The organism is Globicatella sulfidifaciens DSM 15739, from assembly GCF_900167405.1.
Taxonomy (GTDB): Bacteria; Bacillota; Bacilli; order Lactobacillales; family Aerococcaceae; genus Globicatella; species Globicatella sulfidifaciens.
This window is the reverse complement of the sequence record NZ_FUWO01000005.1, coordinates 25,120-42,072: the sequence shown is the minus strand read 5'-3', so window position 1 is coordinate 42,072 and position 16,953 is coordinate 25,120. Positions and strand designations below refer to the sequence as shown.

At 35.4% G+C, this 16,953-nt stretch carries 10 protein-coding genes and 1 pseudogene; 1 reads left to right on the top strand and 10 read right to left on the bottom strand.

Features of this window, described 5'->3' with window-relative positions; translation table 11 throughout:
- Positions 1 to 12: 12 nt before the first annotated feature.
- The 10 genes and pseudogenes from B5D12_RS03880 to B5D12_RS03835 all read right to left on the bottom strand — a co-directional run bounded on the left by B5D12_RS03880 (position 13) and on the right by B5D12_RS03835 (position 16,395).
- Positions 13 to 801: a ribonuclease HII gene (locus tag B5D12_RS03880; RefSeq protein WP_078755580.1), complete on the bottom strand. Its 789-nt coding sequence runs from the start codon at positions 799 to 801 to the stop codon at positions 13 to 15.
- Positions 794 to 1,627, bottom strand: coding sequence for a ribosome biogenesis GTPase YlqF (gene ylqF, locus B5D12_RS03875; protein ID WP_078755650.1), 834 nt, complete (start codon positions 1,625 to 1,627; stop codon positions 794 to 796). The genes B5D12_RS03880 and ylqF overlap by 8 nt, the downstream gene beginning before the upstream one ends.
- A gap of 807 nt (positions 1,628 to 2,434) precedes the next feature.
- Positions 2,435 to 4,231 (bottom strand): glycoside hydrolase family 3 protein, encoded by a 1,797-nt coding sequence (locus tag B5D12_RS03870; RefSeq protein WP_078755579.1) that lies wholly within the window; start codon positions 4,229 to 4,231, stop codon positions 2,435 to 2,437.
- A gap of 2 nt (positions 4,232 to 4,233) precedes the next feature.
- On the bottom strand, positions 4,234 to 5,046 hold the full coding sequence (locus B5D12_RS03865) for an HAD family hydrolase (RefSeq protein ID WP_078755578.1): 813 nt from the start codon (positions 5,044 to 5,046) through the stop codon (positions 4,234 to 4,236).
- Positions 5,047 to 5,257: 211 nt separating this feature from the next.
- Positions 5,258 to 7,051, bottom strand: a complete 1,794-nt coding sequence (uidA, locus tag B5D12_RS03860) for a beta-glucuronidase (RefSeq protein ID WP_078755577.1) — start codon at positions 7,049 to 7,051, stop codon at positions 5,258 to 5,260.
- 383 nt (positions 7,052 to 7,434) lie between these two features.
- Entirely contained in the window at positions 7,435 to 8,979 is a 1,545-nt protein-coding gene (locus B5D12_RS03855) for an MFS transporter (RefSeq protein ID WP_078755576.1), read from the bottom strand.
- A gap of 486 nt (positions 8,980 to 9,465) precedes the next feature.
- Positions 9,466 to 9,765: pseudogene (locus B5D12_RS10615) on the bottom strand (ATP-binding protein).
- Positions 9,766 to 10,080: 315 nt separating this feature from the next.
- Positions 10,081 to 11,841: a pyruvate kinase gene (gene pyk / locus B5D12_RS03845; protein ID WP_078755574.1), complete on the bottom strand. Its 1,761-nt coding sequence runs from the start codon at positions 11,839 to 11,841 to the stop codon at positions 10,081 to 10,083.
- A gap of 38 nt (positions 11,842 to 11,879) precedes the next feature.
- Complete coding sequence (gene pfkA, locus B5D12_RS03840) at positions 11,880 to 12,854, bottom strand: 6-phosphofructokinase (protein ID WP_078755573.1); 975 nt, start codon at positions 12,852 to 12,854, stop codon at positions 11,880 to 11,882.
- Positions 12,855 to 13,059: 205 nt separating this feature from the next.
- Positions 13,060 to 16,395, bottom strand: coding sequence for a DNA polymerase III subunit alpha (locus B5D12_RS03835; protein ID WP_159443852.1), 3,336 nt, complete (start codon positions 16,393 to 16,395; stop codon positions 13,060 to 13,062).
- A 159-nt stretch (positions 16,396 to 16,554) separates the two neighbouring features.
- Between B5D12_RS03835 and B5D12_RS03830 the strand changes: the two genes are divergently transcribed.
- Positions 16,555 to 16,737, top strand: coding sequence for a YjzD family protein (locus tag B5D12_RS03830; protein WP_078755571.1), 183 nt, complete (start codon positions 16,555 to 16,557; stop codon positions 16,735 to 16,737).
- The last annotated feature ends 216 nt before the right edge of the window (positions 16,738 to 16,953 follow it).

Sequence of the window (16,953 nt, the reverse complement as noted above, 5' to 3'; positions counted from 1 at the left end):
GGATGAATAAAATCATTTGTTATAAATTTTAAGCGTTTGGGCTACTGGTGAAAACGATTGGCGATGAATGGGAGTATAACCAAATTCAGCCAAAGCATCTAGATGTGTTTTGGTACCATAACCCATATGTTTTTCAAAACCAAATTCTGGATATATTTTTCCATAATCAATCATTAACTGATCACGATATTCCTTAGCTAAAATACTCGCGGCTGCTATCGTTAAAGAACGTTGATCACCTTTTATGATAGAAGCTTGTGGTAAAGGCGAATCAATTTTCATAGCATCTAATAATAAAAAATCTGGTTGAATGGTTAGTTTTTGAACCGACGCTAACATTGAACGTCTAGTAGCTTCATAAATATTAAATTGATCGATTTCTGCAACAGACGTTACTGTGATAGAATAAGCTAAAGCAGTTGCCTTGATTAAGTCAACAAAATGTGCTCGTTTTTCATGATTTAATTGTTTAGAATCATTTACACCCATTAGGGCATCACAATCTTCAGGTAAAATAACAGCTGCTGTCACGACTGGTCCCGCTAAAGGTCCCCGCCCCACTTCATCAATACCGGCAATATATTGAAACCCCTGTGCTCGAAGTTTATTTTCAATACTTAAGCGTTGTAAATGCTCTTCTTTAATTAAAGCTTCTCGTGCTAAACGTTTTTCAAACTGTTGAATTAACTTTTGCACACCTTTTCGCTCATCTTTTAATAAATCGGTCGCCTGCAATTCTTCTATTTTTTGAAATGAGTCGATTAACTCTTTAATTGAACGAATGGATAAAGATTTAGTCATCAAATGACACCTCATGATACGGAATGTCCAATGTTAATTGCCCTAATTTATTTTGACGATAATCAAAAATAAAACGTTCAGCTGCCATCATATAATCTTCTTTCAACCCCATTTTTTCTGTCATGGCAAGTAAAAGATTAACACTAGTTTCAGCATGTACTTGTTCCTCGGTTAATTTATACTGTTCAATTAAAATATCAGCATAGCGATTGCGGATAATATCAATCAAAGCTAACGCTATATCATCCATATGCAGTAATTGATCCTTAATCGCACCAGTAATCGCTAATCTTTGTCCTACTGCCGGATCCTCAAATTTAGGCCATAAAATTCCAGGCGTATCTAATAATTCAAAATCTTTTCCCATCTTTAACCAACGTTGTGCTTTGGTAACGCCAGGCTTATTACCGGTAATCGCTTGATTTTTACCAACAAAACGATTAATTAAGGTAGATTTACCTACGTTAGGAATCCCTAAAATCATTAAGCGGATTGCACGTGGCTTAACACCTTTGGCTTTTTGCTTTTCAAAATAAGGTTGCATTATCTCATTGCAGAGTTTCATTAACTGTTTTAACCCTACATTGTGTTGCGCATCAATCGCCACTGCTGGAAAACCTAATTCTTGGTAGTGGTCAATCCATTGTTGTGTCATACGTTTATCTGCTAAATCAGCCTTATTTAAGACTAGCACACGTGGTTTTTGACCGACAATCTCATCAATCATTGGATTACGACTCGATTCAGGGATACGTGCATCGACCAATTCAATCACAATATCAACTAAGTTTAATTTTTCATTTGCTTCTCGTCTAGCTTTCGCCATATGACCAGGAAACCATTGGATATTACTCGAAGTCACATTATCATCCTTTCTACAATTATTCTCATCAATTGTACCATAAATAGGACTTGATTTATATCTGAAATTATTGTTCCTGAGATTGACTTAACTAACGGATTGTTGTCTTTATTGATTAATAGATTGTGATAAACATTCATTTAGTTGTCTTTATTATTGATTTAGTGGTGAAAAATGGGAGTAGGCAAGAAATAGACCTCAAATGATATTATATTCGTCTGTTCAACCCCGCACAGTTTGGTTGGCCTCAAACAAGTCGAAAGACGCAGTTTGAGACCACTCAACCACTGCGTTCTTTTAATGAAAAGCACTAATTTGACTGAATTTTTTAAAATTTATTTTCAATCTCGTTAAGACGCAGGTTGATGCCAATCAACCACTGCACTCTTTATTTACGAGCACTAATCTGAGTGAATTTGTAAAGTTTATGCCCAGCCTTTACGTTAAATAAAATGAAAAGGGTCTTTTAAAAATCTTTCAATTGCAAAACTCTTAGTGTTAATCGAAAAAGTTGCTTCAGATCAAATTAAAATCAGTTTAAAACATTCTTTAATTGAAATTTTGAATTATATGTTGTATTAAAATTGCCAATAAAGTCAAATAATTTAAAATTAGCCGTGTATATTGCTATCATGATATGAAAATAGATAATGCCAAATGAATTAAAGATAACGCAAATAACCGTCTCTTCAGAAAAAAGAGACGGTTATTTTTAATGATATATTTAATTATTAATCATCAAAAGCAATTTATTGAAACATTTTGGTTTGATTAATATTTAGATTGACGCCAAATTTGGGTATCTAGTAAGCCACAGTATGGGTCAACCGAAGAGACACCGGTGAATTCTGATTCACCTGCTAATTTTTTAACTAAGGCAAGCATCGTATTTTCTTTACTATCATACGCATTAATGTATGTACCAACTTGTGGCATGTCTGCTAAAGCAAAGGCATGTTGTACTGAAACGACAATCGTTGGCACTTCATGTACATAGAATGGTTGATCTGGTGTTCCTTTAGCAGCTGGCCAAATAATTCTTTGAGTGGTTCCACCTGAATTGACGTCCACTAAATTAAGAATTAAATCATAATGGTCAGTCAAATTAGAAATCGGTTGTTTTTGAGCATATACATTGGCAATCGCAGCACCACGTTCAGCTTCTGGTAATTTCATAATGCGTTCTTCCGTTGATTCCCAAATAGTTACTTCATGTCCTCTTTCTTCTAATAACGCTTTAATGGTATCAGATGCTCGTTTTTTACCTGCATTAATCATGGCACCAAAACCACCTTTATATCCTTCAACATTGACGATTAGGATACGTTTATAACGTTCAGGGGTAATTGGGAATAAGTCTTTTTGTTTATCTTTTACTAGTGTAATGGCCTTGTCAGCAACTTCATCTGAAATACGTTGTGATTCTTCTGTATTAATTAATTTTAAAGCTTCTTCTTTTGGCATCATGATTTCTTCACGACGTCCTTCAAACTTATGTAACCCTAATTTTGCTTTTAATCCAAGCGTACGACGTAAAGCATCTAATAAACGTTCTTCAGTTAAAATTCCTTTTTCATACCCTTCTTTCATCCATTGGAAATCTTCATCTGGATCATTGAAGAATAAGAATAAATCACAACCAGCTTCAATCGCTGTAGGTAATAATTCACGTCTTGGCATTGAAGCCGTCATAGCTACCATGTGAGACGCATCGGTTACTATCGCCCCATTATAGCCTAATTCACCTCTTAATAATTCATCTAGTAAAGTTTTATTTAAAGAAGCCGGTAACATATCATCTAACTCACGTTCAGGATGCATTTCGCGCTCGACATTTGGTAAATGGATATGCCCTGCCATAATTCCTGGTAATCCTGCTTTCGCCATCTCACCATAAATACGACCAAAAGTTGACATCCATTCTTCTTTATTCATCGGATTGGATGCATAGGATAAATGGTGATCTCGTTCATCGATTCCATCTCCAGGGAAATGTTTTGCAAATGGTACAATACCGTATTCCATAATCCCTTTCATATATGCTTTGGATAATTCAATTGTTTGATCAACATTAGCTCCCCATGTACGATTCGCAATAATTGGATTACGCCAGTTACGAGATAAGTCCATAATGGGTGCAAAAGAGGCATTACAACCAACTGCTGATGCTTCAATACCTGCAATTCTTCCCATTTCATAAGCATAATTTGGATCATTAGTTGCAGCTATTTTAATTTCATCGCCAACTTTGGTCCCATCAGTAACTGCACCATCACCACCAGCTTCAGTGTTCGCAGCAATTAGCAATGGGATTTTTGATTTAGTTTGTAAAATATAGTTTTGATCCCAAACTTCATCAGATTTTCCTTTATTATAACGTACAGCTGCAATGTGATATTGGTTTAGCACATCAGTTAAATATTCTTCAGTACGGCTAGAACCCATGTTAACAAATAATTGACCTATTTTCTCGTCTAAAGTCATTTCGCTAATTGTTTTTTCAATCCAAGCAATGGCTTCTTCATCTAAATTATATGGTGTTTTTCTTAAATCTACTAAGTTAGTCACAATTATCGCTCCTTATCTAAATTGTCCCAGAAGGTAGTTGCATAGTTTTCAAAATCTTGTTCCGTTAATTGGTCGTTTATGAATTTATCGGCAACTTCTGACTTTAAAGTTAACCATGATTCTTTTTCTTTTCCAACTAATATCGGATAAAACTTCACATTATTCATTTCTGCCGCATGTAAATCTCCCGGTGAATCGCCAATCATCATGATCTTACAAGGATCATAACCTTCGGCAATTAACATCGCAATCACATCTTCTTTTTTCCCACGGTCTTGACAGTATAAATCATCAATATAAGGCATTAACTCTTGATCTTCCCACTCTTCCACAACTGCTTCTTTGTTGGCAGAGCTAACGATAAATAATTTACCTAACTCATGTAAATGAATTAAACCTTCTTTTGCACCTTCAAAAGCTAACACATCTCCATCATAACTTTTAATTTGACGGTTAACTTCATTAGACCATACCAAAGCTTTTTTTAAATCAGTTGCTGGATTTTTAGCAATTTCTGCTTCTAAAGAGGCATTAGATAGTGATGATGTCGTCTCTACCCATGATTTTAAGTTATCGATGTTATCAACATTAGCAAATTCTAATAACATTAATAAAGCCACGAAACGGTTCACGCCACGTGTACGAGAGAATAAATTTACTTTATCCCACTCTTTTAAAAATGTCTCACGATCGGAAATTTCAAATTCATCTGCTGCTATCGGTCCAAAAAAGAGCTGATGTTTGTATGTCATAGTGTCCATTGCACAACCATCCGAATCGACACAAAAGACATAATCTGATTTTAATAAAGTCATTTTAATTCTCCTTCTACTTATATAATCATCTGATGATTTAATTGTAACACGCATTTTTAAATACTGTCAACTGTATAAATCTATCGAATCATATGATGTTTTATGATCGTAAATTTTTTTATTACTATGATTCATCAATCAACCGACAACAAAATTCAGTTATCATTGCCGGTGATTGATTTTAATTTTAGTACTTTTACAAAATTTAATGTTATTTAGTTTTGTAATTGTAATTTGGAATATTAGTCCAACGTTTCTTAAATTCACGTACCACTTGTTTAGGTTGACGATTACGTGAGAACAATCCTTTATGATTCCCTTGTACGCGAATAATCATTAGATTGGTTTCAAAGTCTGCAAAATTCCATACTTGTTCTCCCACTAAGTTTGGTATTTCATCAAAAATACGATGGTGCATGTCATAATAATCTACTTGGAATTCTTCAGTGTAAGGAATATCCCACATTGAGTGAAGTCCTGGTAAAGTGTCTGCCCCATATTCTGTCATTAATATCGGTTTTTCTGGGTACAGTTCTTGCCATTTTTCAAGTTCATCTTTTAATCCTTTTGCTCCCTTAGCTAAATCTCCATGGTCGACATACCAACCATAGTAACGGTTCAGTGAAATGACATCCACTAAGTCCATCACCTTATCATTTTCAGGTGTAGATATTAACATATTGACTAAAGTGACTGGACGATCTTGTGGATCGAGCTCTTTATATAATTTTACGAATGGTTCGAAATATTCATGAGCACCTTCTTCATGACTTGCCGGTTCATTCGCGACAACCCACATGACGACACAAGGATGGTTTTTATCACGCTTCACTAATTCCCGAATCGCTTGTTCATGTGCTTCATGAGTTTCCATTACTTGCCATGTGCCTCGATCAGTAGGTTTTAAATCTAAAGAGGCATTAAAGTTTTGGAATAATCCAACAGCTGCTACTTCATCAATTACTACCACACCCATACGGTCTGCTAATCGCATCATTTCTTCTGAATAAGGATAATGAGAAGTACGGAATGAGTTAGCACCAATTTCTTTTAATAAGTTTAAATCCATTAAGTTAGCCGCTTCATTTAAACCACGTCCATTAATAAAGGTGTCTTCATGTTTTCCAAAGCCTTTAAAATAGAATGGCTTATTATTAATCAGGAATTGCCCATTTTCAACTTTTACTGTACGAATGCCAAATTTTTCATCATAACTATCCACTACTTGTCCATCTTTAATGATTTCAACATGTAAGTTATAAAGATAGGCATCTAAAACTTCCCATAAACGTGGATTATGAATTGTTGCTTGACCATCAGTTAATCTTTCGACCACTTGACGATCCTCATCGATAATAGTCATCTCAATAGCATCAATCGGACTCGAGGTTACAACAGTAGCTTTGATATCAGCAGTCGTTAATGTATCATTTAATTCTGTTGTAATCACGATATCTTCAATATGAATTTTGGGTCTAATGATTAATTTCACTGGACGATGAATTCCCGCATAGTTAAAGAAATCAAAATTTTCTTTCACAACTTTTTTATTGGTGCCATCTTCTTGTTCTTCTTCAATATAATTACCAACCGGTAATGTACTATAGTTTAATTCATTATTAGCACAGACACTTATTTTTAAGTTTGTTTCATCGCTATATAAGGACTCAGGAATCACACATTCAAACGGAGTAAATCCACCTTTATGCTCGCCAATTAGTTCTCCATTGATATAAACCTTTGCATGATGAGTAACGGAACCGAAACGTACTACCAATTCTTCAGTATCAGATAAAGTCGGAACCTCAAAAAATCTTTCATACCAAAAATCACCAATGTATTGTCGTTTTTCTTTATCAACCACTACATCATTAAAAGAGGTAGGTACAACCATCACTTCTTTAGTCGATAATAAATCACTTGGATGATGTTCCCCTAATTTAAAGTTCCAAAGGCCATTTAAATCCATGACAGTCCGTGTTTTTGTTCCTATTGGATAAAGCATTCAACATTCCTTCTTTCTAAATTATTTTTAAAAGAGACTGGGCAAAAACTAAATAATTGTTTGGTCTAATCTATATAGTATATCTAGCTGTTGTTGTGTGGCCTCAACCTGCGTCTTAAAGAGGTAAGGCATAAAATTGATAAATTCAATAAAGTTATTGATCGCTTAATAAAAGCGCAGTGGTTGAGTGACATCAAACTGCGTCTTAACGACTTGTTTGATACCTATTCAACTTTGCGGGGGTGGACAGATGAAGCGAAAATCATTTGATTTTCTACTCCGGTCCACTCCCAACTGTACGGGGGTGGACAGACAAGTGAAAATTTTTTCAATTGTCTACTTCTGGTCCACCCCCTGCTTACTTATGTTACTTCTTTATTATACTACTCTTCTTCATCAATTGGATATTGTGATAGATCCACATAATCCATATCCGATAATTCAACATTTTGTGCAATATCGATTGTACGTTCAACATCTTTTGCTGCTTTCATCGCATGAATTTTCTCTTGAACTTGAATCATCGTTTCACGATCTAACTTATAAAAACGCATTAAGATTAAAGCGATGACGATTCCTACAGCTGGTATAATCGCAAATAATAATGCTGTTGCAAATTTTAAATCTCCAGTTAAAGCTGTTTCAGCAGTTGGATAGTCTTGAGCAAACCCGATTGCAGCCAACACCCATCCGACAACCATTGGTGCAAATGACGAAGCAATAGAGTCAGTGAATGAAAAAATAGTCCCAATCATCCCAGACACATATCGACCAGAAACAGATGTTTCATAGTCCGAAATATCCGCTCCCATTGTTAATACTAAACCGGATGGAGCAGAAGTAAAGTAACGACCGATAGCAAAAAGCACTACAAAACCAATCGAGTATAGTCCCCAATTTGTTAAATCTAACGCGCCAGGTCCACCATTTAACAACATAAACGCTAAAGCAATCAATCCAACTAAACCAATTTGTAAACAAAGTACATAAGCATATTTTAACCCTTTTTTACGTGCAACACTTGCAGCAAAGGTTGTTACTAATACATTCGGAATAATCATCATCGCAGAGATTGCCCCTGACAATGCATAATCGCCAAATAAAATACCAAACAGCATCACGTTAACCACTGCATCACCAAACATTTGAGCATTAAATTTCATAATTGCAGCCGCAAGCGATAAAACTTGTAATGGCTTATTGCCTTTAATAACTTTCAGATAATCTTTTAAATCAGTTTTTTGAGTTTTTTCTTCTCCTAAACCAAAATATTTTTGATTATCTTTTTGCCAAATACCAATAACCGCTATTAATGCTAAAACAGCTGAGATAATGATAACGCCCCATCTTAATTCAACGAAAAATCCATCAGTAAAACCACCATGTTTTTTTGTCAAGTATCCAGAAATGACAATTTGTGCTCCGGAGAATAAAATTGCCGTCATCACACCATCAACAATATTAAAAACAGGCCGTTGACTTGGATCATTTGTCAAAGCAGTTTGACCTGCTTTTGTAATCGTTTGTTGCATTGAATACCCAATTTTATGGATGATTAATGCAATAATAAATAGTGGTATTGTCATCGCTGACCCAAACTTATGAATATTAAATAAGAAAATAAATGATAACGCTGTGATAATATTCCCAATAATTAGAATTGGTCGATATTTGCCGAATTTAGTATCCGTTTTATCAATTATCACACCAATTGTAGGATCAATTAAACCATCAAAGATACGAATATACCCCATTATCTGACTTACAAAAATAGCAGCAAGTCCTAAAATACCTGTTGAGAAATATGTCACAAAGCTAAATGCAACTAAATAAATGTTTGTAGAAGTGTTATTTGCCGCAAAACAAATTATCTGCCAGAGTTTTGCACGGTTATAACTTACCTCTCTTGAGTTGCCTACTGTTTCCATAATGGACCTCCAAATGTCATTTTTTTTGTAATATATCTGCAAGCGCTTTACAATCATTATAATAACAATCATCTGATGACTTGTCAACATATATTTTAAAGTTTAGAGATTTTTAATACTTTAATATGGAATATCCTTGATTTTTCATGGATAATCTAAGAATACATCATATCTTTTGTTAAAATAATTTTCTGATTACAAACCAATTTTTGAATTTGTTTAGGATATATTAGCAAATTTATATTCTTATCAAAAATGAATTCACGTATCATTAAAATTCGATTCCAACAATCAGTACAAACTTTTACTTATAATCAACCTACTTCCTAAGTTTATAAGAGCTGAATAATTAAATTTTTATCCAACAAAATCGTATCTTTTCAAAACTCTACATAATAAGGGAGTAGGTATTAAAGTCAACTTAAAAATCCCTATTTGTCTCATTTAAGATTCCACACTTTTTCGTGCGGACAGTTTGTCTTTAATTCAATAATAAGATCCTGTTATATTAATGAAATAAGAATGATGTAAAATACGATCGATAATTGCCTTTGTTAACATCTCATCTTGTCCCATAATGGTATGCCTATGCCATTTATCGAAGGTTAAGTTACTCGTGAAGATCGTGGAGCATTTTGTATATCGTATATTGATCAATTAAAGGAATAATTTGGCTTCAAGGGGACTTATTTCATTAAATCCTACTTCGTCAATCACAAGTAACTTATATTTGAAGAATAATTTTATTTTTCGTTCGAGCGTTCCTTCCTGATAAGCCGTCTTCAAGGAATGTATTGGGAGTAGGTCTCATACAAGTCTTTAAGACGCAGTTTGAGACCACTCAACCACTGCGATTGTAATAAATAAGCACTAATTTGACTGAATTTTTTAAAATTTATGTTCAATCTTATTAAGACGCCGTTTGAGTCCACTAAACCACTGCGCTTTTAATTAATGAACAATAATTTTGACAAAATATATCATGTTTATGCCCAGCCTCATCTTAATATATAAAAAAGCCCGAACCGAAGTTCGAGCTAATTTTATAACTGAGTTCAAAACAATACTGTTCTGAACACTCACTATTTATATTTAAATGAATTAGATACTAATGGTAGCTCCTCGGTAAATCACGCCACGACGCGCATCTACAGTAATTAATTCTCCATTAGCAATTTTATCCAAAGCTTCTTTAGCTGAGACAATGACTGGAATACCACGTTCAATCCCCATAATAGCTGCGTGTGAAGTGATTCCACCTTCTTCAGTAATAATTGCGCCAACTTTTTCTAATGCTGGTGCATAGTCTTTATCGGTTGTGCGAGCAACTAAAACTGATCCAATGACAGCATTTTTGTTAGCAGTTTCTGCATCTTCTGCTAAAACTGCTTTACCGATAAAGTGTCCATTACCAACACCTTCACCATTAGCTAATTGAGTTCCAATAACTTGAATCTTCATTAAGTTTGTTGTTCCAGATTCACCTACTGGTACACCGGCTGTGATAAGGATTAGGTCACCTTCCGAAACATAATCTTTTTCTTGAACTAATGCTGTTGCATTATCGAACATTTCATCTGTTGAAGCCGGACGTTCAATCACGTGTGCATTAACACCCCAAGTAATTGATAAACGACGAGCTGTTTGTTCATCAAATGTAGCTGCTACGATAGTTGCATTTGGACGATATTTAGAAATCATTTGCGCTGTATGACCTGAAGATGTTGCTGCTACAATAATTTCAATACCTAAATTACGCGCTGTATGACCAACCGCTTGTCCAATCGCTTCGGTCATGTCTGATTGATCGTAACGTTTTAAAGCAAAAGCATCTTGACCTTCTAATGCTGCTTCTGTACGAATACAAATATCAGCCATTGTCGTAACGGCTTCAACCGGGAAGTCCCCTGCTGCTGTTTCACCAGATAACATTACCGCATCAGTACCATCAAAGATTGCATTCGCTACGTCCCCTGCTTCTGCACGAGTTGGACGTGGGTTACGTTGCATTGAGTCTAACATTTGAGTAGCTGTTATAACTGGTTTACCTGCTTCGTTACATTTTTTAATGATGTATTTTTGAACGATTGGCACTTCATGAGTTGGGATTTCTACCCCTAAGTCACCACGCGCAACCATGATACCATCAGAAACAGCTAAGATTTCTTCGATGTTATCTACACCTTCTTGGTTTTCAATTTTAGACATGATTTTAACTTTTGAGTCGCCTTCTTCTTCTAAAATCGCACGAATTTCCATAACGTCACTTGCACGACGTACGAAAGAAGCTGCAATAAAGTCGATTCCATTTTGTACACCAAAACGAATATCTGATTCGTCTTTTTCCGTAATTCCAGGTAAATTAACGGAAACATTTGGTACGTTAACACCTTTTTTAGATTTTAACACACCAGTATTTTCAATTTTGGTTACAATTTCACCATTTTCATGGTCGATTTCTGTAACTAATAAATCAACCAAACCATCATCTAATAAAATGTGATTACCAGGAGCTACATCATTGATTAAATCAGCATAAGTAACTGAGAATTTTTCAGCATTTCCTAATACTTCGGTCATTGAAATACGGATAGTATTACCACGGACTAATTCTACGCCATTGTTTTCCATATCATTTGTACGGATTTCTGGGCCTTTTGTATCTAAAAGGATAGCTGTATTTAATTTGCCAGTTGCTTCACGCGCTGCTTTTAAAGCATTGAAACGCTCTAAATGTTCCTCATGGCTACCATGTGAAAAGTTAAAACGAGCAACGTTCATACCGGCATTAATTAATGCTTCTATTTTATCTTGTGTATTAGTTGCTGGACCTAAAGTACAAATAATTTTAGTCTTTTTCATCTATGTTTTTCTCCTTTTAATTGAACTTTGCGATAATGTTAGTTGGCTTTATTAGTTAAATCTTGATTTAATTGGTATAAATCTTGACGTACGGCATGTGATTTTTTCTCTAAAGTTTCGATGATATCGAAAGTTGCGAATTGTTCACCTTTCACACCCATAAACAGACCGGCTTGACCATTAATTAAACAGTCAACCGCACGTGCACCCATTAAAGTTGCGAAAACACGGTCACGAGCACTTGGACTACCACCACGTTGAACGTGGGCTAAAGTAATACCACGAATTGACATACCAGGATCTACTTTTTGGAAACCATGGATAAATTCGTCAACACCCATTACGCCTTCAGCTAAGATAATCATTGAATGATCTTTACCATTCGCACGACCAGAATGGACACGTCTGACAATATCCTTCATATCAAAATCTGCTTCAGGAATCGCAATTGCATCCGCACCCGTTGCAACCCCAGCCCAAACAGCAATATCTCCTGCATGACGTCCCATTACTTCCACCACAAAAGTACGGTTATGAGAAGATGCTGTATCTGAAATTTTGTCAATTTCATCTAAAGCATTATTAACGGCAGAATCAAATCCAATCGTATATTCTGTTCCTGGAATATCATTGTCAATTGTTCCCGGAATACCAATAATTGGATAGCCATGTTTTTGTAATTGTAATGCTCCGGTAAAAGTACCATCGCCTCCGATTGCTACTAAAGCTTCGATACCTTTAGCTTTCATTTGTTCGATTGCTTTAAGCTGGTTTTCTTTTTCTCTGAACTCTGGGAAACGTGCAGAATATAAGAAAGTCCCACCTCGGCGAATCTTATCTTGACAGTATGCAACCGTCAATTCTCTAAAGTTTCCTTCAACCAAACCTTTAAAGCCATAGTTTACTCCTACCACTTCAATGCCATGGTGAGCACCTTGTTCAACAACAGCACGAATCGCTGCGTTCATTCCTGGAGCATCGCCACCACTGGTTAAAACGGCAATACGTTTCATATAAAACTTCACCTCAATTTTTTTGTCAAGAATCACAACTCGACTCTTCATGGGTATTGTATCATTTTTTTTAATATAAGTCATGTGTTTGTCAAGAAATTAAGTTTTATTTTTCAATTATTTTTATGTAAACATTTACAAAATCAGCCTTTTTGTGAAAATGAGTTGGTTTTCATAAACACTTCATAAAATCAATCAAATCGTCTTAACGAAAAGCTATATTTTGCTTGCCTAGACGGTTTTCTAATTCCATTTGAACGCTTTGTCCAAACCCGATTTGATAGGTGTCATCTAGTTGCCAAGTCTGTTTATCTTCCGTCACAAAAATAATATTACATGGACCAGGATTTTCTGTCGCTAGTTTTTTGACAAATTCAACTACTTCTTTTAGGTCAATATTATCTGTCAGACGAATAAAACATTTGCTCATCGATTTTGGCTTTTCATCTACAGAGATATATTCGTCTACTGGTGCCAAATGATTCACAATGACTTGCATTTCGCCTCGACGGCTACGATCAACTGTCCCTTCCATATATAAGATGGCATGGGGCTGTATCATGCGACTTCTACGTATATAAACATTGGGGAATACGACTAGCGATACTTCATTTTTTCCAGTATCCGCCGTGACAAAGGCCATCTCATCCCCTTTTTTAGTTTCAATTACTCGTATATCTTGTACAAAAATAATCGTCTTTAATTTACGTTTGATTTTCATTTGATAAAGCATGTTTAAATCGTCTAACGCCGCTAACTGTGCTTGATACTGTTCTAAAGGATGTGGTGCCAGTGTAAAACCTAAAGCTTCTTTTTCTTCTGTGGCTGTTTTTGTCTGAGACCATTCTTCTTGTATGTCCACTTTTGGTTCTATCGCTTCAAATAAGTTAAGGTTTAAGCCACTATATTCGATACTTTGTAGGAAACTTGGTAAATTATAAAAAATAGTCGCACGATTATAACCAAAGCTATCAAAGGCTCCCGCTCGAACTAGATTTTCAATCAATTCTTGTTTTTGCCATTTCTTCGGTAAGCGTCCTAAAAACGAAAATAAATCTTGATAATTACCCTCCAATTTACGCTCATCTAAAATATGAGTAATCATTTCACGTCGAAGGCCTTTAATACTTTCAAAGCCGATTCTTAATGCATCCTCTTCAATCGTCACTCCACGAAAACTGCGATTAATATCAACCGGTAAAATTTTACCTAAACGCCTTTTTGCTTCTTCGATATAATCCACAAAACTATTTAAATTGGAACGTCCTTGATTCAAGATCGCTTGGTAAAACTCTAAAGGATAATGTGCTTTTAAGTAAGCCAACTGATAGGCCAATGTAGAATAAACAACCGCATGGGATCGGTTGAACCCGTAACTGGCAAAGGCTTCAATATAATGATAAATCTTTTGAGCTAAATCTGATTCGATGCCACGTTCTTGGGCACCCTCAATAAAATGTGCCTGTTCTCTTTGCATAACATCAGCTTGTTTTTTACCCATTGCGCGACGTAAAATATCGGCTTGTCCCAAGGTAAAACCGGCTAGTTGTTGACAAATCTGCATGACTTGTTCTTGATAAATGATAATACCATAGGTTGATTTTAAGATTGGTTCCAACAGAGGGTGTAAATACTCAACGGGTACTTGCTGTTTTTTACGTTTGATATATTCATCAATTTGTTGCATCGGACCCGGTCTAAATAAGGCATTGACGGCGACTATATCTTCAAATTCACTTGGTTGTAAATTACGTAAGACATTTTTTATCCCTTCCGACTCAAATTGGAAAACGCCATTGGTATCGGCCGTTTTGAATAAAGCCAATGTTGCTTCGTCATTCATCGGAAATTGATAAACATCTAATGTTTGACCATGTGTTCGCTTAATATTTAATAAAATATCGTCAAGCAGCGATAAATTTCTTAATCCCAGGATGTCCATTTTTAAGAGACCTACTTTTTCAACATGATGCATCGTTAATTGCGATAACATCATTTGGTTAGATCGTTCCATAACTGGTATTATTTGTTCAAGTGGTTCATCATGAATAATAACTCCCGCTGCGTGGGTTGACATATGACGTGGTAATCCTTCTAATGTTAAAGCTACTTGAAAAATGGCACGATTTTGATCATTCATTTGTACAATTTCTCGTAATTTAGCGGAGATGGTATAGGCGCGTTCTAACGTTATATTTAATTCCGTCGGTATTGAACGAGACCATTGACTCATCTCTTGTGTTGACGCACCTAATACTCTTAAAGTATCCCGCACCGCTTGTTTGGCGCCAAATGTTCCCAGTGTCCCAATTTGAGCCACTTGAGAATGACCATAATGTTCTTCGATATGTTTTAATACTAAGTCACGTTTGTTATCAGGAATATCCAAATCGATATCCGGCATATTATAGCGTTCAGGATTGAGGAAACGTTCAAATAGTAAATCGTATTGCAAGGGATCAACAAAGGTAATACCTAATAAATAACTGATTAATGCACCAGCTGCTGATCCTCGCCCTGGACCTACCCGAATATTATTTTTCTGGCAAAAATCCATAATTTCCCACACGATTAAGAAATAATCACTAAATCCCATCTGCGATATAATGGATAATTCATACTGGGCACGATCGATATAAGCCCGTTTTTCAAAGAGACCTTTTTCCTTCATCGAATCTTCTACTAAAGTTTTTAAATAAGCATCCGCATCATAGCCGGCTGGTACTTTAAATTTCGGTAAGAAGGCCTGTTCAAGGGGAATATCAAATTGAAGTTGATTGATTAATTGCTGGGTATTTTCCATAACATCCGGTATTTTCGCTAATTGATACATAGTTCTTAATTCGTCTAACGGATATAGAAAATGATGTCCTTTCATCTCTCTTAATGACAATTCTATCGTTTCGGCTTGATCGATAGCTTCCAATACTTTCAAACTAAATAAATCTTTGGCTTCTAATGTATTTACTTTTTGGTTAGCTACCATTGTCAAATGATGTGACTGAGCAAATTTAATATATAATGCCACATCTTTTGGATTATAAGGATAGGCAGCAATGCCAAAATAAACATTCTCATATCCGATTATTTCACGCCACAAACGGACTACTTTTTCGGCCGCTCCATAATCGCCTGCTAGTAAAAACTCCTCTAATTCTGATTCACTACCAGTTGAAATCAGCACTAAATTTTCGGTATGCTCTTTTAAAAAACTCCATGGTTCATGTAGCCCTAAATTTTCTTGTGACAATTTTTTGGATAAGGCAATCAGTTCTTGATAACCTTTGTAATTTTTAGCATATAAAAGTACTTTGTATTCTCGATCTTCTCGAATTAATCCATGAGTTTTCATGGTCATGCCAATCATGGGAGTTAAATCCTGCGCTTTTGCTGCTTGATAAAATTCAACAACACCAATTAAACTATTAATATCAGCTATACCGATGTGTTGATAACCATATTGTTTAGCTTGCTGAACATACTGGTCAAGACGTAAGGTACTTTGTAATAATGAATAAGCTGTTTGTACATTTAATAACATTGCCATCCTCCTTTCTTTTAACAATTTAATTCTATTATACTATACTTTGATAGGGAGCAAAACTGAATAATTTTGTTACGAATCGACGAATTATTATAGAACTACTACCCGTTTTTCGTTAATTATGTTACACTAATTCTGAAAGAAGGTTGTTATATTATGAAATATATCGTTACGCTCGTTTGGGCTTTTATTCTAGGTCAAGTTGCTTATTATTTAGGAAGCCAATTAACAACTGCTGCCTATGACTTTAAAAGTGCTTCAATATTAGGTATTGTTATTGCAATTACTGTTTTCATTATTGCTCCGATTTTAAAGCAAGAACCCCAACATGATCATTAATCAAAATAAGCTAATGGACAGAGAGGGAGTGGGCAAGAAGTAGAAAACTAAATAATTTTCGCTTCGTCGGCCTACCCCCGCAAAGTTGGGAGTGGACCAAAAGTAGAAAATCAAATGATTTTCGCTTTGTCTGTCCACCCCGGCAAAGTTGAGTATGTCTCAAGCAAGTCATTAAAGACGCAGTTTGAGACCACTCAACCACTGCGCTTTTAATTT

Coding starts and splice junctions, on each gene's coding strand:
- B5D12_RS03865 (WP_078755578.1), bottom strand. CDS start 5,046: ATGACTTTATTAAAATCAGATTATGTCTTTTGTGTCGATTCGGATGGT.
- pyk (WP_078755574.1), bottom strand. CDS start 11,841: ATGAAAAAGACTAAAATTATTTGTACTTTAGGTCCAGCAACTAATACA.
- B5D12_RS03880 (WP_078755580.1), bottom strand. CDS start 801: ATGACTAAATCTTTATCCATTCGTTCAATTAAAGAGTTAATCGACTCA.
- B5D12_RS03830 (WP_078755571.1), top strand. CDS start 16,555: ATGAAATATATCGTTACGCTCGTTTGGGCTTTTATTCTAGGTCAAGTT.
- ylqF (WP_078755650.1), bottom strand. CDS start 1,627: ATGGCGAAAGCTAGACGAGAAGCAAATGAAAAATTAAACTTAGTTGAT.
- pfkA (WP_078755573.1), bottom strand. CDS start 12,854: ATGAAACGTATTGCCGTTTTAACCAGTGGTGGCGATGCTCCAGGAATG.
- B5D12_RS03855 (WP_078755576.1), bottom strand. CDS start 8,979: ATGGAAACAGTAGGCAACTCAAGAGAGGTAAGTTATAACCGTGCAAAA.
- uidA (WP_078755577.1), bottom strand. CDS start 7,051: ATGCTTTATCCAATAGGAACAAAAACACGGACTGTCATGGATTTAAAT.
- B5D12_RS03835 (WP_159443852.1), bottom strand. CDS start 16,395: ATGTTATTAAATGTACAAACAGCTTATTCATTATTACAAAGTACCTTA.